General features: G+C 65.4%; 23 protein-coding genes. 13 read left to right on the top strand and 10 right to left on the bottom strand.

Annotated elements, in window-relative coordinates:
- Nucleotides 1-364 precede the first annotated feature (364 nt).
- Together ACFWUP_RS12780 and ACFWUP_RS12785 are read right to left on the bottom strand one after the other, a co-directional pair.
- On the bottom strand, nucleotides 365-757 hold the full coding sequence (locus ACFWUP_RS12780) for a nitroreductase/quinone reductase family protein (protein WP_379233682.1): 393 nt from the start codon (nucleotides 755-757) through the stop codon (nucleotides 365-367).
- Nucleotides 758-766: 9 nt separating this feature from the next.
- Complete coding sequence (locus ACFWUP_RS12785) at nucleotides 767-1,138, bottom strand: hypothetical protein (RefSeq protein WP_379233684.1); 372 nt, start codon at nucleotides 1,136-1,138, stop codon at nucleotides 767-769.
- Between the two features lie 304 nt (nucleotides 1,139-1,442).
- Here ACFWUP_RS12785 and ACFWUP_RS12790 point away from each other — a divergent pair, with 304 nt between their 5' ends.
- On the top strand, nucleotides 1,443-1,862 hold the full coding sequence (locus ACFWUP_RS12790; RefSeq protein WP_379233686.1) for a hypothetical protein: 420 nt from the start codon (nucleotides 1,443-1,445) through the stop codon (nucleotides 1,860-1,862).
- A gap of 46 nt (nucleotides 1,863-1,908) precedes the next feature.
- Here ACFWUP_RS12790 and ACFWUP_RS12795 read toward each other — a convergent pair whose 3' ends face one another.
- The gene (locus ACFWUP_RS12795) at nucleotides 1,909-2,997 is read right to left on the bottom strand and encodes an alpha/beta hydrolase (protein ID WP_379233688.1); all 1,089 of its coding nucleotides are present in this window, start codon (nucleotides 2,995-2,997) and stop codon (nucleotides 1,909-1,911) included.
- 372 nt (nucleotides 2,998-3,369) lie between these two features.
- On the opposite strand from ACFWUP_RS12795, the gene ACFWUP_RS12800 reads away from it, so the two are divergent.
- Nucleotides 3,370-4,470: a metallophosphoesterase gene (locus ACFWUP_RS12800; RefSeq protein ID WP_379233810.1), complete on the top strand. Its 1,101-nt coding sequence runs from the start codon at nucleotides 3,370-3,372 to the stop codon at nucleotides 4,468-4,470.
- Between the two features lie 117 nt (nucleotides 4,471-4,587).
- Here the strand turns inward: ACFWUP_RS12800 and ACFWUP_RS12805 are convergent, their stop codons facing one another.
- Nucleotides 4,588-5,292, bottom strand: coding sequence for an LppP/LprE family lipoprotein (locus ACFWUP_RS12805; RefSeq protein WP_379233690.1), 705 nt, complete (start codon nucleotides 5,290-5,292; stop codon nucleotides 4,588-4,590).
- Between the two features lie 175 nt (nucleotides 5,293-5,467).
- Here ACFWUP_RS12805 and ACFWUP_RS12810 point away from each other — a divergent pair, with 175 nt between their 5' ends.
- The 5 genes from ACFWUP_RS12810 to ACFWUP_RS12830 all read left to right on the top strand — a co-directional run bounded on the left by ACFWUP_RS12810 (nucleotide 5,468) and on the right by ACFWUP_RS12830 (nucleotide 11,854).
- Nucleotides 5,468-5,827 (top strand): PadR family transcriptional regulator, encoded by a 360-nt coding sequence (locus tag ACFWUP_RS12810; protein WP_379233692.1) that lies wholly within the window; start codon nucleotides 5,468-5,470, stop codon nucleotides 5,825-5,827.
- Nucleotides 5,818-7,155: a permease prefix domain 1-containing protein gene (locus tag ACFWUP_RS12815; RefSeq protein ID WP_379233694.1), complete on the top strand. Its 1,338-nt coding sequence runs from the start codon at nucleotides 5,818-5,820 to the stop codon at nucleotides 7,153-7,155. The genes ACFWUP_RS12810 and ACFWUP_RS12815 overlap by 10 nt, the downstream gene beginning before the upstream one ends.
- Before the next feature lie 43 nt (nucleotides 7,156-7,198).
- Nucleotides 7,199-8,596: a 3' terminal RNA ribose 2'-O-methyltransferase Hen1 gene (locus ACFWUP_RS12820; RefSeq protein WP_379233696.1), complete on the top strand. Its 1,398-nt coding sequence runs from the start codon at nucleotides 7,199-7,201 to the stop codon at nucleotides 8,594-8,596.
- Entirely contained in the window at nucleotides 8,597-11,113 is a 2,517-nt protein-coding gene (locus tag ACFWUP_RS12825) for a polynucleotide kinase-phosphatase (protein ID WP_379233698.1), read from the top strand. It abuts the gene before it with no gap.
- Between the two features lie 93 nt (nucleotides 11,114-11,206).
- Nucleotides 11,207-11,854 (top strand): hypothetical protein, encoded by a 648-nt coding sequence (locus ACFWUP_RS12830; RefSeq protein WP_379233700.1) that lies wholly within the window; start codon nucleotides 11,207-11,209, stop codon nucleotides 11,852-11,854.
- Here the strand turns inward: ACFWUP_RS12830 and ACFWUP_RS12835 are convergent.
- Together ACFWUP_RS12835 and ACFWUP_RS12840 are read right to left on the bottom strand one after the other, a co-directional pair.
- Nucleotides 11,851-12,546, bottom strand: a complete 696-nt coding sequence (locus tag ACFWUP_RS12835) for a class I SAM-dependent methyltransferase (protein WP_379233702.1) — start codon at nucleotides 12,544-12,546, stop codon at nucleotides 11,851-11,853. The genes ACFWUP_RS12830 and ACFWUP_RS12835 overlap by 4 nt on opposite strands.
- 36 nt (nucleotides 12,547-12,582) lie before the next feature.
- Entirely contained in the window at nucleotides 12,583-13,227 is a 645-nt protein-coding gene (locus ACFWUP_RS12840; RefSeq protein ID WP_379233704.1) for a dihydrofolate reductase family protein, read from the bottom strand.
- 59 nt (nucleotides 13,228-13,286) lie between these two features.
- On the opposite strand from ACFWUP_RS12840, the gene ACFWUP_RS12845 reads away from it, so the two are divergent.
- Nucleotides 13,287-13,826, top strand: a complete 540-nt coding sequence (locus tag ACFWUP_RS12845) for a winged helix-turn-helix transcriptional regulator (RefSeq protein ID WP_379233706.1) — start codon at nucleotides 13,287-13,289, stop codon at nucleotides 13,824-13,826.
- On the opposite strand, the gene ACFWUP_RS12850 is transcribed toward ACFWUP_RS12845, so the two are convergent.
- On the bottom strand, nucleotides 13,795-14,811 hold the full coding sequence (locus ACFWUP_RS12850) for a fatty acid desaturase family protein (RefSeq protein ID WP_379233708.1): 1,017 nt from the start codon (nucleotides 14,809-14,811) through the stop codon (nucleotides 13,795-13,797). The two genes, ACFWUP_RS12845 and ACFWUP_RS12850, sit on opposite strands and share 32 nt — an antisense overlap.
- 161 nt (nucleotides 14,812-14,972) lie before the next feature.
- Here ACFWUP_RS12850 and ACFWUP_RS12855 point away from each other — a divergent pair, with 161 nt between their 5' ends.
- Nucleotides 14,973-15,440 carry a nuclear transport factor 2 family protein gene (locus ACFWUP_RS12855; RefSeq protein ID WP_379233710.1) on the top strand — a complete coding sequence of 156 codons (468 nt, stop codon included), beginning with the start codon at nucleotides 14,973-14,975 and terminating at the stop codon, nucleotides 15,438-15,440.
- A 12-nt stretch (nucleotides 15,441-15,452) separates the two neighbouring features.
- Here the strand turns inward: ACFWUP_RS12855 and ACFWUP_RS12860 are convergent, their stop codons facing one another.
- Both ACFWUP_RS12860 and ACFWUP_RS12865 read right to left on the bottom strand, forming a co-directional pair.
- Nucleotides 15,453-16,079 (bottom strand): APA family fibronectin-binding glycoprotein, encoded by a 627-nt coding sequence (locus ACFWUP_RS12860; protein ID WP_379233712.1) that lies wholly within the window; start codon nucleotides 16,077-16,079, stop codon nucleotides 15,453-15,455.
- Nucleotides 16,080-16,100: 21 nt separating this feature from the next.
- The gene (locus ACFWUP_RS12865; RefSeq protein ID WP_379233714.1) at nucleotides 16,101-16,610 is read right to left on the bottom strand and encodes a hypothetical protein; all 510 of its coding nucleotides are present in this window, start codon (nucleotides 16,608-16,610) and stop codon (nucleotides 16,101-16,103) included.
- 372 nt (nucleotides 16,611-16,982) lie between these two features.
- On the opposite strand from ACFWUP_RS12865, the gene ACFWUP_RS12870 reads away from it, so the two are divergent.
- The 4 genes from ACFWUP_RS12870 (at nucleotide 16,983) to ACFWUP_RS12885 (ending at nucleotide 19,718) form a co-directional block, all read left to right on the top strand.
- Complete coding sequence (locus tag ACFWUP_RS12870) at nucleotides 16,983-17,222, top strand: type II toxin-antitoxin system prevent-host-death family antitoxin (protein WP_379233715.1); 240 nt, start codon at nucleotides 16,983-16,985, stop codon at nucleotides 17,220-17,222.
- Entirely contained in the window at nucleotides 17,219-17,641 is a 423-nt protein-coding gene (locus tag ACFWUP_RS12875; protein WP_379233717.1) for a type II toxin-antitoxin system VapC family toxin, read from the top strand. Before ACFWUP_RS12870 ends, ACFWUP_RS12875 begins: the two co-directional genes overlap by 4 nt.
- 118 nt (nucleotides 17,642-17,759) lie before the next feature.
- Nucleotides 17,760-19,022 carry a glycosyltransferase family 87 protein gene (locus ACFWUP_RS12880; RefSeq protein ID WP_379233719.1) on the top strand — a complete coding sequence of 421 codons (1,263 nt, stop codon included), beginning with the start codon at nucleotides 17,760-17,762 and terminating at the stop codon, nucleotides 19,020-19,022.
- A gap of 186 nt (nucleotides 19,023-19,208) precedes the next feature.
- Nucleotides 19,209-19,718 (top strand): hypothetical protein, encoded by a 510-nt coding sequence (locus tag ACFWUP_RS12885; protein WP_379233812.1) that lies wholly within the window; start codon nucleotides 19,209-19,211, stop codon nucleotides 19,716-19,718.
- A gap of 85 nt (nucleotides 19,719-19,803) precedes the next feature.
- Here the strand turns inward: ACFWUP_RS12885 and ACFWUP_RS12890 are convergent, their stop codons facing one another.
- Entirely contained in the window at nucleotides 19,804-20,226 is a 423-nt protein-coding gene (locus ACFWUP_RS12890) for a hypothetical protein (RefSeq protein WP_379233721.1), read from the bottom strand.
- Nucleotides 20,227-20,259 lie beyond the last annotated feature (33 nt).

The raw sequence follows: 20,259 nt of genomic DNA on the forward strand, positions 1-20,259 counted from the left end.
AATCGGACCATGCAGCGCGGCAAGGGTTTGGCCGATACCGGCGATATTCACCGCTCGAGCATTCCCCTGACGAAGCGCGCCCTCGTCAGGCCGCGGTATGACAGCTGATCTTGTCGACGCGGTCCTTGTTCGCTACTTAGCCAGAGTGCTTCGACGACCCGGACCGGTTCCCGCCGGGCAGCGCGGAACTCGACTGTGCGCTACTGATGCGCCAGATACCGGTGACCTGGCGGCCCTTGCAACCTCAGCACGTCGTTGCCGACTACGCCACCGACGGGCCCAGCGCCCGCTGAAAAGCAGTGTCCGCCATCCGGTTCGGCATCGACACTCACTCATCGGCAGCACAGTGGCACGAGCGCCCAGCTCAGTCCAAATCGATGCGGACGGTCAGCAGGTCAGTACCGAACGCTCGGACAACGGCACTGTTGGCCCGCGGCAGCTCGCGCAGCCGAGCTCGCGCATCGTCGTCGGGCACCAAGTGAGCGCTGCCGGAGTACCACCGACCACGAATTCGCAGCCGAACACGGTTGTCCACCTGAATGTTTCGGATGTATTGGGACTTCTCGCCGAACTCGGAAACGAGCCAGAACGAATTGCCGCTTCGACGGCCGCCGATCGGCGTGATCCGCGGCTGACCACTCTTACGCCCCGTTGTTTCGAGCAAGGTCTGAATCGGTAGCCGACCCAGGATCGGGTTACCGATGTACCGTTGCCCGGTCGTCACCACCCGGTGTTGCAGGTCTCGCAGCTTGGTCACGACTCCAACCTACCGAAGTGCCAGTTCGCTTGTCGGCCAACGGAGGTCGAGACCCTGGACAGCGTTGTCGTACGGATTGCGGTCGAACAGAAATGGACCGAATGCGGCGCAGTCACGAGCGATGCGATGCGGCTGTTCGAAGTGATCCCACAGGACAAGGTTGCCGGTCACGGTTATGCGCATCAGCAGCGGCCAGCAGCCCAAAGCCCCGCAATTGCAGGCAAGTACGGGAGTCTTCTGCCCCACGGTGAGGGGCGAGTATCCGTGAAAATGTCCCATCGCTGACTCGAACCGGACGAACAGGGGGACGAGGCCACCGTAGGCGTCGCCCACAGGCTCCATGCCGACGCTGATTTCGAAAGTGCCGATGAGATCGGTCAACGGAATCAATGTATCCAGCGCTCGCCCCATCCCGCAACGGTGGACACCCTCTGCGGCGCAAGTATTCTCAGTTCAAGCACCCAGGGGGGAGTAAGCGGTGAAGCAGCGTAATGCCCTGAGGGGCGGCCAACCACACGAGATGTCGGCTACGTTCGAGGTAACGGTGCAGGCGCGTCGGCGCCCGAAGACCGAGATCCGACGAGCAAGGTACACAACAGCTCTTCCGATCAGTGCCGACCGGATCACTGGCTACTTTCGGTCGCACATCTCGATAGACACGATCGCGCCCACCCTGGGACACGACATGGTCGACCTGCTTACCGCGCTCACCGCCGACGGCGCATTTGTCCGCGACAAGGTCGTGCTCGACCGTAAGGCGGCCGAACTGGTCGCCACCGGCCGATACCGGCAGGCGAAGATCCGAACTACGAGCCACACCGTGCGCGTCGATCTCCATATCCCCCAGACGGCGACGAAGTCCGCGACCTACGGCGATACCGAACTCCGCACCGGATGGCGAGACCCTTCTTCCGAACGCGGAAATAGCACGTCCTCCATGTGCGTGTGCGGGCACTCATTGCCCGCACACGCGCTCGGGAAATGTGGCGACCGAAGAATCACCGACACCCACGAGGTCCCCATCGGTGGGCTCGGCGAAGATGACTCCTTCTTCGTCAAAGTCGTCCTGTTCACCGAGCCCTGTGACTGCGCGGGCTTCCGCTGACGTTGAACCGCCGACCAGCAGGGCGGTGGTTCGGTTGGGGCACAGATTATTTCGGCGGTTCGCCACCGGCGGGCGGTCCACCGGCCGGGGGACCGTCGGCGGGCGGGGCGCCGCCGCCGGGGGGTGCCGCGCCGGCGGGCAGCGGCTTGCCGATGTTGCGGGCCATGTCCGGCATCAGGCGGATGGCTACCTGTTCCCAGGTGCCCCAGTTGTGGATGCCGATGTCGGGGAAGTCGTAGCTGACGTTCTCGTAACCCAGTGCGGTGACGCGCTTTTCGAACGAGCGTGTGTTGGCGAGGGCGATCGCTTCGAGGGGCATGCCCTGGGTGATCGCGTCGATCGAGGACAGGTCCTGGTCGGCGGGCTTGGCGCTGCCTGCGGAGACGTAGAGGCGGGTGTTGTTGGCGATCAGCTTTTCGACGAACCCGTAGGGGTCCATGCGCTTCCACTTCTCGCTGCCCGCGGGTGCCATCGCTTCGATGTTGTAGCCGCCGCTGGCGATCATCGCCCCGCCGAGCGCCTCACGCATGCCGGGCATCGACATGTGCAGGTAGCCCGAGAGCGAGCCCGCGTAGGTGAACTGTTCGGGGTGGTAGGCCGCCATCAGCATGGCCGCGCTGCCGCCGCTGGACAGGCCGACCACGCCGTTGCGGGTCGAGCTGAAGCCGAGCCGGGACTTCATGGCTTCGGGCAGGGTCTCGGTGATGAAGGTTTCCCACATGTATTTGGTGGTCTTGCCCTGGGTGTCCTCCCAGCCGCCGATGGCCGAGCCGGAGTCCGCGCTGGGCAGCATCGACCCGTCGGGGTTGACGCCGTTGAAGCTGCTCGGCTGCTCCCAGTCGGCGTAGAAGCTGGACTGCCCGCCGACCGGCATCACCACGTTGATGTTGAATTTCGCCATCTTCGCGGGGATATCGGTGTGCTTTTCCCAGCCGTTGAGGTCGTCCTCGGCGCGTTCGCCGTCGAGCAGGTAGACCACCCGATCGGTGTTGCCGTCGGCCGCGCGGATGATCCTGGTGTTGATCTCGCCCATCGAGGTCTCGACCCGGAAGTCGATGGCGGACGGGTCGGCGTCGGCGGCCGCGGGCGCCATCGTCGCACCGAACGGCAGCACCGCCACCACGGCACCGGCCATGGCCCGTCGCAACAGCCCGGATCGGTGTCGGCGCTGGTGCGCCCCTCCCACAATTACGCCACGCATGATCGGTGTTCAGACCTTTCGCTAAATGCGGCCACGCCGCGTCCCCACTCCACCCGCTGCGGTCGGAAACCTGCGAACGGGGCCTGCCGGGCAGCATAGCGCGCCCCTGACTTCTGCGGCGTATCGAATTGTGTAGTGAGACAGACCGCTTCGTTCCAGCGACCGACAGCTCTGCCTCATCAGCCGAGGTCCGCGGGTTCTAGGACATGGTCGCTGCGGACCGAGCGCTACGCTGGAAGTCGATTCGTGGCCGCGCCCGGCCGCCCTGCCCAGAACGGGACCGCTGTGAAGTTCGCCGTACGCCTGATGATGTTGTTGCTGGTCCCCGCGCTGATGTTCGGGTTGCCGTGGTGGACGCTGGTCTCGGCACCGACCGGTGGCAGCGGGGCGCTGTTCTGGATCGGGACGGCGATCTGCGTGGCGGGCGCGGTGTGCCTGCCGCTGGCGATGTTTCTCGGGCACGGGCCCGCGCAGTCCGACCCGGCGGTGATCGTCGGCGACACCCTGCTCGGGGTCGTGTGGGTGGTGTTCTCCTGGTCGGTGATCGGGGTGTTCGCGCGGGGCGCGCTGGCGGTGGCCGGGGTCGATGGCGCGCAGATCGTGGCGGTCGGGGTGCTGGTCACGTCGGCGGTGCTGATCGGGTGGGGTGTGTACGAGGCGCGGCGGGTGCCGCGGGTGCGGACGGTCGATGTCGCGATTCGCGGGTTGGCCGAGGGCCTGGACGGGTTGCGTGTCGTGGTCGTCACCGACACCCATTACGCGGCGCTGAACCGGCAGCGGTGGTCGGAGCGTGTGGTCGAGGTGGTCAACGCCCAGCGACCCGATATCGCTTGTCATGCAGGTGATCTCGCCGACGGTTCGGTCGCGAAGCGCCAGGCGCAAGTCGATCCACTCGGCAAGGTCGAAGCCCCGCTGGGCCGGTTCTACATCACCGGCAATCACGAGTATTTCGGTGACGCGCAGGGCTGGATCGACTACATGGCCTCGCTCGGCTGGCAGCCGCTGCACAACCAGCACAGCGTCCTCACCCGCGACGGCGACCGCCTCGTCATCGCGGGCATCGACGACCCGACCGGCGTCGGCCTGCCCGGTCACGGCCCCGACCTACCCGCCGCGCTGACCGGCGCCCCCGACGTGCCGGTGATCCTGCTGGCCCACCAGCCCAAACAGATCCTCGACAGTGCCGCGGCGGGCGTTGCGTTGCAGATCTCGGGCCACACCCACGGCGGCCAGATCTGGCCGTTCCACTATCTCGTCCGCCTCGATCAGCCGGTGGTCGCCGGTCTGAGCCGACACGCGAACAACACCCAGCTCTACACCAGCCGCGGCACCGGCTTCTGGGGTCCGCAACTGCGGGTGTTCGCGCCGAGCGAGATCACGGTGCTCGTGCTGCACCCGGAGCGCTGATCTTTTCCCTGAACCGCGCCGACTCCGACATCAGCTTCCGACGACGCCTACTCCGACTGGCTGACACACGAGTCGCCCACTCACGCAACGTGAATGGGCGAGTCGTTCAGGCGTGGATCAGCGGTGCGGCTGGGTGACTTCCGTTGGCAGCGGACCGCTCATCACCACATTCGAACCGTTCCACGAGTAGGTGATCGTGGCAGGACCACCCTGGGGCGCGGCAAAGGGTTCGTCACCGGCCAACCAGCGGTACTGCACGGTCGCGGAGGTGAGGTTCGAACCCGTCACCGTGGTGAAGGCGTACGGCTCGGAAGTTCCTGTGCCCAAGTACTTCCCGTCGTGGAAGAACAGCACGTGAATCGGAGCTCCGGCCGAATTGCCGCCGATGGCGCGCACCCACAGCAGCTCACCACACATGCCCGGCTCATTGGCGGAGGCCTGACCGGCGACCCAGCTACCGGGCAGGCTCGCGAGCGCGTTCTGCACACCGGTCGAACCCGTGTCGATGCAGCGTCCCGGGCCGCTGATGTTGTTCGCGGGAGCGGGAGCGGGAGCGGCAGTGGCGTCGGGTACCGGGATAACCTCGGGAACCACAGTGGCCGACGGGGTTTCGACCTCCGGTGCGGTGGTGGCGCCGGGTTGCGGGGCGGGCTCGATCGCGCTGGGCGGCTCGACCACCGGCGCCGAGGTGCGCACCGTCGACGACGCGGCCGTCGAACGTGAGGTCGATGTGCTTGTGCCCGAACCACTCTCGTCAGTGCATCCTGCGACCATTGCCGCGGCGACGGCGATCAGTGCGCTCATCCGAACTGCGTTCTTCATGGTTCCTCGATTCTGTGTCCCCTGCGCGCTGTAGCGCGTCTGTGCTGACTTCATCGGGGCCCTCGACACAGCCGTTAGGCCATAAAACGAAATCCTCACCCTAGGGTGCGAGATCATCACCCTGATACCTAGAGGTGCTAGGTTATTACCTAGATCTTCTAGGTATAGGAGTGCGATGCGCATAGACAAGGACCTGGTAGCCGCCTCGGCGACGCCGCTTGTGCTCGGGATTCTGGCCGAGGGCGAGTCCTACGGTTACGCCATCCTCGAGCAGGTCAACGAGCTGTCACACGGACGAATGCAGTGGACCGACGGGATGCTGTACCCGCTGCTGCACCGGCTGGAACGACAGGGACACGTGTCCTCGACGTGGCGAGTTTCCGAGGGTGGACGCCGACGCAAAAACTACCTGATCACCGATTCGGGCCTGGCCGCGCTCGCCGAACGACAGGCGCAGTGGCGCGTGGTCGGTGCGGCGCTGGAGCAGGTCTGGCGCGACGGCACACAGCCGTTCGCGGCGAAGGGATGGGCGTGATGGAGTTGCAGGTACTCATCGACCAGTGGCGTGGTTACGTCCAGCGTCATCGCGCGATCTCGGTCGCCGATGTCGACGAGATGGAAGACCATCTGCGCGAACGGATCTCGACACTACAGGACGCGGGGCTCTCCGATGACGAGGCTTTCCTGGTCGCGGTGAAGCGTATGGGCAGCATGGATGCCATCTCGCGGGAATTCGCGCGCGAGCATTCCGAAAGACTGTGGAAGCAACTGGTTCTCGTGCCCGATGAGTCCGACAGTGGCGAGGGCAAACGGGAACTGATGGTGGTGCTCGGACTCGCGGTCGGCGCGGCGCTCGCGTTGAAGGCCGGGTTCACCTGGCTCGAGGGATCCGCCCTCGGACTCAACATCAGCCTGCTCGTATTGCCTTTCCTCGCAGGATATTTCGCATGGAAGAGGCAGGTTTCGGCCCGAGTGGCCGCCGCGCTGGTCGTGCCGTTCGCACTCGCGGCGCTGGTGCTGAACCTGTATCCGTTCGAGCCCGCGGGCGCGACCGAGATCATCGCCGGGATCCACGCGCCGATCCTGCTGTGGTTCGCAGTCGGGCTCGCCTACGCGGGCGGAGACTGGCGGTCCGCACGGCGTCGGATGGACTTCATTCGGTTCACCGGGGAGTGGTTCGTCTACCTCACCTTGCTGGCGCTCGGCGGTGGTGTGCTGATCGGGCTCACGGTCGCCGCGTTCGACACCCTCGACGTCACCATCGAACCGATCATCGAGGACTGGGTGCTGCCCTTCGGGGTGGCGGGTGCGGTGATCGTCGCCGCCTGGCTGGTCGAGGCCAAACAGAACGTCGTGGAGAACATCGCGCCGGTGCTCACCCGGGTCTTCACCCCGCTCACCATCGTCATGCTGTTCGCGCTGCTCATCGCCCTCGCGTCCACCCGTAGCCTGGCGAACATCGACCGCGAGCTGCTCATCCAGATGGACCTGATCCTCGTGCTGGTCCTCGGCCTGCTCCTCTACACGATCTCCGCCCGCGACCCGCTCGCCCGGCCCGGCTTCTTCGACCGCCTACAACTGGTGCTGGTGGTGACGGCGCTGGTCGTGGACGTGCTGATGCTGGCCGCCATGCTCACCCGCATCGCCGAGTTCGGCTCCACCCCGAACAAGGTGGTCGCCCTCGGGCTCAACGCGGTGTTGCTGGTGAACCTGGCATGGTCGGCGCACCTGAGCTTCAGATTCCTGCGTGGAACGAAGGGCTTCGCCGATCTGGAACGTTGGCAAACCAACTACCTGCCGGTGTACGGCCTGTGGGCCGCGTTCGTGATCGTCGCCATCCCGCCGTCGTTCGGGTTCGTCTGACTTCCTGGCGAAAATCGCTGGCCGGGCGTGACAGGATCGGTAAGTGCTCTTGACGATCTCTACGACTCACACGCCGGCGACGGACCTCGGATACCTCGTGGTCAAGCATCCCGACCGCGTGCAATCGTTCACGACCACCGGCGGCACGGCCCACGTCTTCTATCCACAGGCCGATGTCGACCGGTGCACGGTCGCGCTGCTGCTGGAGGTCGATCCGGTGGAGTTGGCGCGACCGTCGAAGGGGCACAACGGTTCCGCGCTGGGGCGCTATGTCAACGATCGGCCGTATGTGGCGTCGAGCCTGCTGGCGGTGGCCTTGGGCAAGGTGTTCCGGTCGGCGCTGAACGGGACGAGTCGCGACCGGGCCGAACTGGCGGACACCGCGATTCCGTTGGAGATCGACGTGCCCGCGGTGCCGTGTCGGGGCGGGACCGAGATCGTCGAACGGCTGTTCGCGCCGCTGGGCTGGACGGTGTCGACCACCTCGGAGCCACTGGACCCGGAGTTCCCGGAGTGGGGTGCCTCCCCCTACACCCACCTCCGCCTCACCGGGACGCTGCGGCTGGCCGAGGCCCTCAACCACCTCTATGTCCTACTGCCGGTTCTCGACGACGCCAAGCACTACTGGGTGGATGCCGACGAGGTCGACAAGCTGCTGCGCGCGGGTGAAGGCTGGCTCGGCGCGCATCCCGATCGCGAACTGATCGCGCGCCGATACCTGGCCGGTCGAAGAACGCTCACGCTGTCGGCGCTGGAACGTTTGCGTTCGGTGGACGAAGTGATCGACGATGCCGAAATCCCCGGTGACGCAGTCGAACGTGTCGAAGCAGCCGAACGCAAGACGCCTCTGGTGAAGCTACGTAAGGAGGCCGTGCTGGCGGCTCTGGCCGAGACCGGTGCCGCGCGTGTACTCGATCTGGGTTGTGGCCCAGGCGCTTTGCTGCTTGCGTTGCAGTCCGACGCGCGCTTCACCGAGATCGTCGGCGCCGATGTGTCGAGCGCCGCGCTCTCGATGGCGGAGCGGCGCTTGAAGTTCGAGCGGATGTCGGACCGGCAGCGGGCCAGGATCAAGCTCATCCAGTCGGCGCTGACCTACCACGACAGCAGGCTGCAGGGGTTCGACGCGGCGGTGCTCATGGAGGTGATCGAGCACGTCGACGAGTCCCGGTTGCCCGCCCTCGAACGCGCCGTATTCGGCTATGCCGCACCAGGGTCGGTGATCGTGACGACGCCGAACGTCGAATACAACGTCAACTACGAAACTCTCGACGGCCACCGCCACGACGATCACCGATTCGAGTGGACCCGTGCGGAATTCGCCGCCTGGTGTGCCCACGTCGCCGACACTTTCGGCTACACCGTCGATATCCGCCCGGTCGGCGACCACGACCCCGCGACCGGCTCCCCCACCCAGCTCGCGCTTTTCCGGAAGGCCGCGTAAATGAACATCGACCTCCCCGAACTGTCGCTCATCGCACTGATCGGCATCTCCGGTTCCGGCAAGTCCACCTTCGCCGCTGAGCACTTCAAGCCCACCGAGGTGCTGTCGTCTGACTTCTTCCGCGGCTTGGTGGCCGATGACGAGAACGACCAGTCCGCGACGAAGGATGCGTTCGACGCGCTCGGTCACATCGCCGGCATCCGATTGCGCGCCGGTCGTCGGGTCGTCATCGACGCTACCAATGTGCAGAAGCACGCGCGTGCCGAATTGGTCGCGCTGGCACGGTCTTTCGATGTGCTGCCGGTGGCGATCGTCATCGATACGCCCGAAGCTGTCGCGTGGGAACGGACTCAGGGTCGCACCGACCGGACGTTCGGGCGCAATGTGCTCAAGCGGCAGAGTCAGGATCTGCGGCGGTCACTGCGCGAACTGGGCCGCGAGGGCTTTCGCAAGGTGCATGTCGTCAGCGATCCGTCCGATGTGGCGATCACCTATGAGAAGGCGTGGAACGACCGGCGCGAACTCACCGGACCGTTCGACATCATCGGCGATGTGCACGGCTGTCGCGCCGAATTGGAAACGCTGCTGGGCGAACTCGGCTGGACGCTGGTTCGCGACGAGCAGGGTCGACCTGTCGATGCCACGCACCCGGAGGGGCGTCAGACGGTGTTCGTCGGCGATCTCGTCGACCGTGGGCCGGATTCGCCCGGCGTGCTGCGGTTGGTGATGGGGATGACCGCGAGTGGCAATGCGCTGTGTGTGCCGGGCAATCACGAGCAGAAGCTGCTGCGGAAATTGCGCGGCAAGAACGTCTCCGTGTCGCACGGTCTCGCGGAGACGCTCGAGCAATTGGACAGGCAGACACCAGAATTCGTCGCGGCCGCCGCACAGTGGATTCACGATCTGGTGAGTCACCTGCGACTGGACGGTGGGCGCCTCGTCGTCGCGCACGCCGGGCTCAAAGAGGAATACCACGGTCGCGCGTCCGGACGAGTTCGCGACTTCTGCCTCTACGGCGAATCCACCGGGGAGACAGACGAATACGGTTTGCCGGTGCGCTACCCGTGGGCGCGTGACTATCGCGGTGCGGCGACCGTGGTGTACGGGCACGTTCCGACGCCGAAGGTGGAGTGGATCAACAACACCGTCTGCCTCGACACCGGCGCGGTGTTCGGCGGCGAGTTGACGGCGATGCGCTACCCCGAGAAGACCTTCGTCGCGGTGCCGGCCGCACAGGTGTACTACGAGCCGATCAAGCCGCTCGTCGCCGAATCCACGCGCGACAACGAAACTCTCGACCTCGCCGATGTCACCGGCCGCAGACACATCCGCACCGACCACGGCACGGTGATCGTCGACGCCGAGAACTCCGCTGCCGCACTGGAAGTGATGAGCCGGTTCGCCATCGACCCACGTCTGCTGCTGTGGTTGCCGCCGACCATGTCACCGCCGTCCACCTCGACCGTCGAGGGCTATCTCGAATACCCCACCGAGGCTTTCGCCGACTATCGCACGGCCGGGGTCGACAAGGTGGTGTGCGAGGAGAAGCACATGGGTTCGCGGGCCGTGGTGCTCGTGTGCCGCGATGAGGCGGAAGCTCGTTTCGGAGTCGGCGACGGGTGCACCGGCGCGATCTACACCCGCACCGGCCGGTCCTTCTTCAACGATTCCACCCTGACCGAAACCCTGCTCGCTCGCGTACGGGCCGCTGCCGCAGCACTTTTCGACGAACTGAGCACCGACTGGCTGCTCCTGGATTGCGAACTGCTGCCCTGGTCCGCCAAGGCCGCCGGGCTGATCCGCACGCAGTACGCCGCCGCCGGTGCCGCCGCCCGCTCGGCACTGCCGTCCGCGGTCGCCGCGCTCGAAGCCGGCCTGGCCCGCGGACTCGACCTCGGCGCCCTGCGTGACAGCACAGCAGCCCGCGCCGAGAACGCGACCGCCTTCACCAAGGCCTACCGTCAATACTGCTGGCCGACAACAGGTCTCGACGGAGTCCAGATCGCCCCCTTCGCTCTGCTCGCCTCCGAGGGCGCCACCTACGCCGACCGCGACCACAGCTGGCACCTCGCGATCAGCGACCGCCTCGTAGCCGCCGACTCCGTCACCTTCCGCCCCACCGGTCGGCGCATCGTCGACCTGTCCGATCCGGTCGCCGAAACCGAAGCCACCACCTGGTGGCTCGACCTCACCGCGGCAGGCGGCGAAGGCATGGTCATCAAGCCCCACGCCGGCCTCGCCCACCGCACCAAGGGCAAACTCGCCCAACCAGGCATCAAATGCCGAGGGCGCGAATACCTCCGCATCATCTACGGCCCCGACTACACCACCCCCGAACACCTCACCCGCCTCCGCGACCGCACCCTCAGCCGCAAACGCACCCTCGCCCTGCGCGAACACACCCTCGGCCTGGCAGCCCTGGACGCCGTCGCAACCGGCGAACCTCTGTGGCGCATCCACGAACTCGTGTTCGCCATCCTGGCAATGGAATCCGTCCCCACCGACCCCCGCCTCTGACCGGCACCAGCGGATGAATCTTCCTGGCGGAGCACTGATTTCGTTCACTGGCCGTCGGTGCAACCCACCACAGCCGACCACTACTCTTGACGGATGAGTTCGGATTCCAAGAAGACGTATTCGATCGAGGTCAGCCAGCAACCCGCGGTCGCCGGCGATCGGGACACCATCGGGGGATGGCCGCTACTGGACGCGAAGCAGCCGTGGCCGACGTGTGGATGCGGCACGCAGATGGCCCTCTACTTCCAGCTAGCGGTGCCCGCCGACATCCCCCACTTCGGCGGCGACCAACTGCTGGTCTTCCAATGCCCCGACGAATCCGACGCGAGCTACGCATCCGAGGAGCAACTCCCCGCGCAATTCTGGGACAACCCGCCCCACAACGATCTGGCATTCTGGCGGATCCTGCTGCAGCGCAACGGCATACCCACACAGGCCCCGGACCCCTACTTCAAACCACGTCGCCTGACCGTGACCGAAGTCGCGGCCGACGACACGAGCTTCGGCATGGGCGGTGCCCCGACCTGGCTCCAAGACCCCGAACGCTATCGCTGCGCATGCGGCACGGATCTCGTCTTCCTCTGCCAAGTCCCAGAAGACTTCGAATTCGACGAATACATCAACGAATCCGTCGATCGACCAGGTCTCGACGACGGCCTGATGCTGGGCAACGAGGTCTACCTCCTCGCCTGCCCAGCCCACTGCCACCCCGCCGCCGCCTTCCCGGTATGCCAGAACTAACAGTCGTAGTACGACATCACCGATGGTTGGCCGGTGTAGCCGGGGCCTGATGCGGGGTCGGCGCCGAGGTAGGTGGCCTCGAAATCGGGGCGGCCGTGGCCGTGGATCTGGTGTCGGCGGCGGTCGTAGGCGAGGCCGGACGTCCGGAGGGTTTCGATGACGGTTTCGGCTGCTGGGGAGCCGTCGCGGTGGCGGATTTCGGCGGGATCGAAGTCGGCGGCGAACAGGCCCGTCGGCGCGAGCCAGCTTGTCATCGCATCGATGAGGGCCAGTTTGTCGCCGATGTAGTGCAGGCCGTGGACGCAGGTGACCAGGTCAGCCGTTCGCGGTGGGGTCCAAGTTGCGGCTGAGGTCGCGAGGAGATGCAGGCGAGGGGTGCGGGGTTTACTCAGGAAGAAGTCGACGAGATCTACGCCGATGATGGTGAGGTCGGCGTTCGGGAATTCTTCTGCGAATCTCGCTTCCGCTTCGAGCAGCGCGCGTCCCGAACCGCAGCAGACGTCGATCCAGGTGACTTCAGCGTTCGGCTCGGCGCGTAGGCGTTGCGCAAGCACCTCGAACGGATCGAAGCCGAGCTCTCGGGTGTAGCTGTTCACGCCGGACAGTCCTCGGCCACGGTTCATCGCGTTGTTCGCGACTACCGAGGACTGTTCAAGCGTCGGGTTGTCGAGCAGCACGGGATCTGTTGGCACCACACCATTATCGTGGGCGCGCAGGTCACGCGATACTTATCGACGCCAGAAGAGGTGGTGGGTCACTCCGCTGGGGCTGGGGATCTGTTCGTGGTGGAAGCGATCGTCGTATTCGTCGGGGGATTCCCAGAGGCGTTCGCCCGCACCGATTTCCACGGGTGCTACGACGATGTGCATCGCGTCGATGAGGTCGGCGGCGAGGAACTCGCGGACCGTGGCGACGCCGCCGCCGATGCGGACGTCCTTGCCGTCGGCGGCGTCGAAAGCACGGGCGAGGGCTTCCTTGGGGGTGGCGTCGAGGAAGTGGAAAGTGGTGTCGGACAGGGTGAATGACGGGCGCTCGTGGTGGGTGAGGACGAAGACCGGGGTGTGGAACGGCGGGGTGTCGCCCCACCAACCCTGCCAGTCGTAGTTCTCCCATGGTCCACGCTGCGGGCCGAACTTGTTGCGGCCCATGATTTCCGCGCCGATGTTGAAGGTGAAGTCGCGGGTCATGTAGTCGTCGAGGCCGTAGGTGCCGCCGGGGTCGGTGCGGTTGGGCCAGTGCGCGGTGGCGCCCGCCCAGAACATGAGGTCGGCGGGGTTGGCGTGGCCGAAGGGGCGCTCCATACTCTGCCCCTCCCCCGCGCCGTAACCGTCGCTGGAAATGGTGAAGTTCTGAACGCGGACCATTTGCGTCATCGGGCACCCTTTCTGATTGCGATCTGCAAGCAGTGACGAACGTATCCTAGACTGATCCTGTGTCGCAACCAGTTGCCGAAGAAAAGTTACCCGTGCCGCCGGGCAAATCCGGCTGTCCGATCAATCTGACGGTCGAACTTCTCGGCGACCGGTGGAGCCTGATCATCCTGCGCGACATCATGTTCGGCGGACACACGCACTTCCGGGAACTGCTCACCGGGTCCATCGAAGGCATCGCCTCGAACATCCTCGCCGCACGGCTCGCCAAACTCACCGCAGCGGGCCTGCTCACCCGTGACGACGACCCGAGCCATCGCCAGAAGGTCGAATACCACCTCACCGAGGCCGCGATTCAGCTCGTGCCGGTGTTGGCCGCGCTGGGTGCATGGGGTGCACGATGGTTGGAAACGGCGCCGGAATTGACCGTGCGCGCCGAGTTACTGGCCGCGGGCGGGCCGCCGATGTGGGATCGATTCATGGACGAACTGCGCGCCGAGCATCTGCACGGCGCGCCGACCAGCAGCGAAGGGGTACTAGCGGAACTCACCGCCGCCTACAACGCGGCAGCTAGCGAGCTGCCTGGCGGCCCACTTCGTTGAGGTGGGTCATCGCCTGCAGGTAGGAATCGAAAAGGCCTGTCTCACAATAGGCTACGCCGATCTCGGCGCAGAACTCGGCGACCATCGGCTGCGCGTGGCGCAGGTTGGCGCGCGGCATCGACGGGAACAGGTGGTGTTCGATCTGGTAGTTCAGGCCGCCCATCGCGGTGTCGACGAGGAAACTGCCGCGCACATTGCGGGAGGTGAGGACCTGGCGGCGCAGGAAATCGGTGTTGTCGCCGTCGGGCAGCACTTCCATGCCCTTGTGATTGGGGGCGAAGGTGGAGCCCATGTACAGACCGAACAGGCCCTGCTGAACGGCGATGAACAGCAACGCTTTACCGGGCGAGAGCACCAGGAACGCCGCCGAGCCGATACCGATGAAGTTGGCGGCGAGCAGCGTGCCCTCCCAGACGCGGTTCGGGATCGGCCAGCGGAACACCGCGACGATGCTCTTCCAGTGCAGGCTGCCGCCTTCCAACAGCAGCAGCGGGAAGAACAACCACGCCTGGTAGCGGAAAATGAAACGCCGCCAACCCTTTCCGGCCTTCGCGCGCTCGCCGGAGAACGCGAGCACACCCATCGCGTCGGGGTCCATGCCCTCGGTGTTGGGGTGGGCGTGGTGGCGGTTGTGATTGCTGGTCCACCAGCCGATACTCAGCCCGATCATGAGGTTGCCGGCGATCAAGCCGTACACATAGTTGGCCTTGCGACCGGCGAAGATCTGCTTGTGCCCGGCGTCGTGCCCGAGGAACGCGATCTGCGAGAACACCGCGGCCAGGAACGCCCCGACCGCCAGCGTCCACCACGAGTCACCGATGGCGAAAAAGGCCGCCCAACCAGCAACGAAAGCCCCCGCGGTGAGCGCACTCTTCCACCCGTAATAGCCCACCTGCCGGTCGAGCAGGCCCGCCGCCCGAACGCGGCGCAAAAGAACCGAGAACTCACTGCCACGCACGGGGACGACATCAGACGCGATAACCACGGCACAAGCATGGCGCATGGAGGCCACGGCCGGGTGAACGGGTTGCAGATCGATGACGACCGAACGCTATCGGCGGGTCGCAGCGGCCCAACGAATCCGACTCTGGGTGGTCGTGGCGGCGCACGCGAGTCGCTACCGTCGAGAGGACGAGAGGAACCCGCATGTCCGCCGAACAGTTCGTCGCGAATTTCATCGACTTCTGGGAGCGGCCGTCCGTGGCTCGAATCCCCGAGATACTGCATCCCGATGTGGTGTTGACCCAGCCGCTGTCCCCGCCTATGCACGGTATCGCCGCAGCGCAACGCGAGTTCGAACAGATTTGGCGGTTCCTCCCCGACCTGCGGGCGGAGGTCGATCGGTGGCGCGGCGACGACGACGTGGTTTTCATCGAGTTCCGGCTGCTCGCCCACGTGGGACGCCACCGGATCGAATGGCCGAACGTCGACCGGATGATCCTGCGCGACGGAAAAGCGGTCCAGCGGATGAACTACTTCGATCCGCTACCGGTCCTCCCGATCGTGCTGAAGCATCCGTCGATGTGGTGGCGCTGGTGTGCATCGGGTGCGGCACGTCCCTGGCGGACCGGGCACCGGATCGACGACTACCGGGCTGTCACCGTCGGCCACTGAGTTCGCGGTCGATCACAGTGGTCTGATGGACGCCGCGAGTTCGGCGGCGGCGGCCCGGTCCACCGGTGCGGTGGCGTCACCGAGCCAGCAGACCCACCAGCGACGCTCGCCAGAGCCGACCACTGCCGCATACACCTCGGCCGAGGGACTGCCGTTCTCGAACTTCACCCGATAGAAGCACGAATTGCCGCTGGCATCGCTGCCCTTCACTTCCTCCACCGCACGGTCCGTCCGCTGCCCGGGGGCCGGGAAGAAGAACTCGCCCATCCCCGAACCCAGCGAGCACGCTGCCTGCGCGTTATCGGCCTCGCCGGACGCGAACAACGACTGGTCGAGCTTGCCGATCAAGATGAAGCCTTTTTCCGAACCGGGCCGTTGCAGTGCCACCTGCCCATAGATCAGCCGACCCCCGTCCTCCTTCGCCTGCGACCGCTGCTCCCAACCCGTGGGAGGAACGAAACTGATTCCCGCCTCGGCACTTTCGATCCGATCGTCATGGGCCATTCGGTACTGCGAATACGCCAGATACCCGATCGCGCACAGCGATCCGACCAGCGAGATCACACACCCCGTCAGAATCCAGCGCGCAGCACGACGCGAGACCGTAGGCGTCGTCGAGTCGACCTCGTCAGGTTCCACCCCATGACGTTAACAACCCGTCTACCAATTCACCTCACGTCGGAGCTCGCCGATCGCGCAGACGGCGTGGTTGGTGCGGGGGTCCGCCCATACGGGTTGGCCGTCGACGCGGCGGGGCCTCAGGAGGTTGTGGCCGTGTGATGGCCACTGGACGAATTCGTATCCCGCCAGTTCGGTCTGCGTGAGGTCCGCGACCCACACTGCCGCGTCGCAGAAGGCGGCATCCATCGACATGCCGTTGCCCGAGAAGCCACCGATACCCGAAGTGGACCTCCAACTGAAACCGATTCCGACGTCGTAGTCGGCGCCGATGGAGATCTCCCACGTCAGACTGTCGGGATCGATCTCGCGGCCGTGACGCAGGTAGCGCAGGTCATGGGCCACCGCGACCACCGCATCCACCCACGCGCGTGGTGCGTCGATTCCCGGGCCGGGGATCTCACAGAACTCGGGTCCGTTGGCGAGCACGCGAAAGGTCCACACCAGGCGGTCATTCAGGCGCTCTGTGAGCCACGGGCGGAAATACGGCACAACCACCACTGTGACACGCCTGCCAACATTTGCGGTCGCGGGCCCAGTAGAGCCTTTCCGACCAGCTCAGGCGATATTCGCAGCCTCAGGCACATGAGCGTCTATTTGAATCTCATACTGTCTGCCACTGACGTGACAGGGGGCGGAGACACAAATACCTCACAGCTACCCGTAACACCTTGCACCGCTACGGATTTGACCGTGCCCCACACCGACGCTTGTGGCGCAGGAACAACCTTTCTCTGTTTCACCCCCACCCCTGGCGTCGGAGCGGGAACACTCCGACGATGCCGAGCGTGTCGCTCTCGGACACTTGGCGGCGATAACAATTCGACGTATCGTAGGTACGTACCTACAAGATGAGGAGTTGCGATGTCTTCGATGAGCGCTCGGGAGTTCAACCAGGATGTCAGCGCTGCTAAACGGGCCGCGGCTGAGGAGCCGCTGATGATCACCGATCGAGGCGAGGACGCATTTGTCCTCTTGTCCATCGATGAATACCGACGCCTGAAGGCGGACAGTCAGGATCTCGTGTCCCGGCTGAGCATGGACGACGATATCGAATTCGAGCCGGCGCCACTTCAGGTGGAACTGAGGGTCGCAGACCTGTGACTTTCCTACTCGACACCAACGTCATCAGCGAACTGCGCAAGCCGTCACACTCAGCGAACCCGGCGGTGCGCTCATGGGTGACACAGCGGCGACCGTCGGACCTGTTCCTGAGCGTCATCACGATCATGGAGGTCGAAGTCGGTATCGGCCGGATCGAACGGCGAGACTCCGCCCAAGGAAGTCGACTGCGCACGTGGCTCGAAGCCGATGTGCTCGACGTATTCGCGAACCGAATCCTGCCGCTCGACCTAGCCGTCGGCCGCCGCGCCGCACGGTTGCACGTGCCGGACCCCCGTCCCGAGCGCGATGCGATGATCGCGGCGACGGCGAGCGAGCACGGCATGACGGTGGTGACTCGCAATGTCAAAGACTTCGAGCCGATGGGCATACCTGTCATCAACCCCTGGGATCACTCCTGACAGTCCGTGGGCAATCTCGCCGGTCAGGGGTCGAGGTCGGCGGTAACCCCGGGTCGAGTCGCGGCGACGGAATAGGCAATTCGGCAAAACCGGACAATTGCGGATAGCGTCGCGAGCCGTGTCACCAGAAAATGTAGCGTCGGCCAGCCGCCTCACCACCGCCATCCGGGTAGTGGCGGGTCTGCTCGTGCTCGCCTCGATCGCCGAGGTGGTGCGGCGCTGGTTGAACCCTCCCCTGCTGTTGGCGCCGCTGTTGTCCAACGACATGTACAACGTGCACGTCGACTTCGACACCTTCTGGAAATCGGCCGTGGCCATCACCCACGGCACCGATATCTACGCGACTCCGGCGAAGCTGGTCAATCTCAACCCGCCGCTGGTCTCTGTGCTGCTCACGCCGTTCGCCGCGCTGGATGTGTTCACGGCCTACCGCGTCTTCGTGGTGCTGACACTGCTCATGGTGGTGGGCTCGGTGTTGGCGGTGTGCTCGGAACTGCGGCTGCGACCGGCTGTCACCGCGCTGGCCACGCTGGGTGTGCTCGCGTCCTGGCCACTGTTCGGGACGCTGATGCTCGGCCAGATCTATCCGCTGCTGTTGGTCGGGCTCGTTGCCGGATGGATCGCGCAGCGGCGGGGGCGGCCGGTGCTCGCGTCCGTTCTGTTCGGGATCGTGGTGGCGCTCAAGCCGTCGCTGGCGCCGATATTGCTGCTCGCGGCCGTGCAGCGACAGTGGGTGCCGTTCAAGGCAGGAATCGCGGGCGCGGCCCTCGCCTCGCTGATCGGGGTGTTCGTCGCCGGGCCGTCGAGCGCGATGGGATGGCTGCGCATCGCCTTCTCCGCGTCGGTGCCTGGCTGGGTGGACAACGCATCGCTGCCGGGGCTCGCGGTCCGCTTCGGACTGCCCTCCGCGATCGGGACGGTACTGGGGCTTGTGGTGCTGGCAGGCACGCTGTGGTGGTGTGGACGCCACCGCGACCGCGTCGACCCGGGCGGCACCGCGCTGTGGGCGGTACTCGCCGCGGCCCTGCTGTTCTCGCCCATCGCGTGGCACAACTACCTGATACTGCTGTGGCCGGGCGTGATCGCGCTGATCACGCTGGGCCGCGGCGAGCTCACCGCCATCGCGCTCGCGGTGCCGATCTTCCCGGTGGCGTTCACCGTGGAGTTGCCGCCTCACAGCAGCGTCACCGCCGCCGTGGCACGGTCGTTGTACTGCGCAATCCTGGTGGGCTACTGGGCGATTCTGGTGCGCGGAACGACACTGTCCGAGCTGGGCGCCTCGCCGTCGTCCGACACGCCGTCGGCGGGCACCGTTGTCGGATCGCTCGTTCCGTTGGCGGCGCGCGCCATACCTGCGGATCGGCGAACAGCTGCGCCGTAGGTAACGCCGATAGGCGGCAGCTCAACCGCGCCGACGACCAGCAGACCTGGCGGTCGCAATGGGTGTCCTCTATTCGACCGATACCTCCAATTACCCGCACGTCGTAGGTTTTTCGCGTGAGTTTGCACGACCTTGCCTGATGAAGAGCATGCGTAACCAGCGGAGGAACAGACTGTGCGCACGACCATGAAATCGAAGACCATCTTGGCGACCGCCGGCCTTGCGGCATTGGTGTTGTCGATCGGCGCGGCACCCGGTGTGTCGCTAGCCGATACCGGCAGTGGTGATACCGGCAGTGGTGATACCGGCAGCGCGGTGATCGACACCGGCAGTGGGGTGCTCGACACCGGCAGCGGCATCTTGGGAGATCTGTTCGGCAGCGGGTCGGCGGCCACGCAACAGTGCAACAACTCGACCAAGTCCGGCGGCGAGGGCGTCACTACGACGATTCATCAGCTCGGCACCGCGGGACCGACCGCATTCAATCTGGTTTACGAGACCTACGACGTTCCTGATCGAATCCAGGTGTTCTATCAAGGTGCCCAGATTCATGACACCGGCTACGTGGGCGACCAGATCAACCAGGGCACCGGTTCAGCGGTCGTCACCGTCCCCGCCGGTGGGGCGACTTCGGTCACGGTCCGGGTCACCGGCCCGAGCGGCACCAAGTGGGACTACACGGTCCGCTGCCCCTGAGTAACGCTTCGGACCGGACCGGACTCGAGAAGAGAACGCGTCCGGTCCGGTACCGACGACATCACCAGCGAGCACACCTGTGCCGCTAAGGCGTGTAAACCAGATGTACCTTGAATCTGAAGCCTGGGTCCGTCTCGTGCACGTCAACGTGCAGGCACAGGTCACTGCGGCCTTCCTCGGCGGTCCACAGATCGACAAGGACCTCCCAGCTGCCGCCGCCCCTCCACATGGTGCATGAGCTTTCCCATGTTTGATCGGGCAGCTCGATCAGGGTTGCTCCGTAGGCGTCGATGCTTCCTCGAATGTGAGCCGCCAGGTCGTCCGAAATCGGCTCGACGGAATCGATCTCGCCGATGAGCTGTAATTCGTCGCGCGCGAGTGCTCGAACGATCGAGCGAAAAACGGGCCGCCACACGTCGGCGACCGGACGCTGAATCTCGTCTTTGACCGGGAGCAAACTGCATTCGCTGGTCAGACGTAGCTCACCGTGCTGATTGGACGTGCTCATGTCGCCCATCATTGCAGGCGGGTGTGTCGCGAA

This window comes from Nocardia sp. NPDC058658 (assembly GCF_042716665.1).
In the GTDB taxonomy this organism is placed as follows: Bacteria; Actinomycetota; Actinomycetes; order Mycobacteriales; family Mycobacteriaceae; genus Nocardia.

Bases quoted from the DNA above. Each gene is read 5' to 3' on its own strand.
- ACFWUP_RS12790 (WP_379233686.1), top strand. From the start codon at position 1,443: ATGGTCGACCTGCTTACCGCGCTCACCGCCGACGGCGCATTTGTCCGC.
- ACFWUP_RS12795 (WP_379233688.1), bottom strand. From the start codon at position 2,997: ATGGCCGGTGCCGTGGTGGCGGTGCTGCCGTTCGGTGCGACGATGGCG.
- ACFWUP_RS12800 (WP_379233810.1), top strand. From the start codon at position 3,370: ATGATGTTGTTGCTGGTCCCCGCGCTGATGTTCGGGTTGCCGTGGTGG.
- ACFWUP_RS12805 (WP_379233690.1), bottom strand. From the start codon at position 5,292: ATGAAGAACGCAGTTCGGATGAGCGCACTGATCGCCGTCGCCGCGGCA.
- ACFWUP_RS12810 (WP_379233692.1), top strand. From the start codon at position 5,468: ATGCGCATAGACAAGGACCTGGTAGCCGCCTCGGCGACGCCGCTTGTG.
- ACFWUP_RS12815 (WP_379233694.1), top strand. From the start codon at position 5,818: ATGGGCGTGATGGAGTTGCAGGTACTCATCGACCAGTGGCGTGGTTAC.
- ACFWUP_RS12825 (WP_379233698.1), top strand. From the start codon at position 8,597: ATGAACATCGACCTCCCCGAACTGTCGCTCATCGCACTGATCGGCATC.
- ACFWUP_RS12830 (WP_379233700.1), top strand. From the start codon at position 11,207: ATGAGTTCGGATTCCAAGAAGACGTATTCGATCGAGGTCAGCCAGCAA.
- ACFWUP_RS12840 (WP_379233704.1), bottom strand. From the start codon at position 13,227: ATGACGCAAATGGTCCGCGTTCAGAACTTCACCATTTCCAGCGACGGT.
- ACFWUP_RS12855 (WP_379233710.1), top strand. From the start codon at position 14,973: ATGTCCGCCGAACAGTTCGTCGCGAATTTCATCGACTTCTGGGAGCGG.
- ACFWUP_RS12870 (WP_379233715.1), top strand. From the start codon at position 16,983: ATGTCTTCGATGAGCGCTCGGGAGTTCAACCAGGATGTCAGCGCTGCT.
- ACFWUP_RS12885 (WP_379233812.1), top strand. From the start codon at position 19,209: ATGAAATCGAAGACCATCTTGGCGACCGCCGGCCTTGCGGCATTGGTG.
- ACFWUP_RS12890 (WP_379233721.1), bottom strand. From the start codon at position 20,226: ATGAGCACGTCCAATCAGCACGGTGAGCTACGTCTGACCAGCGAATGC.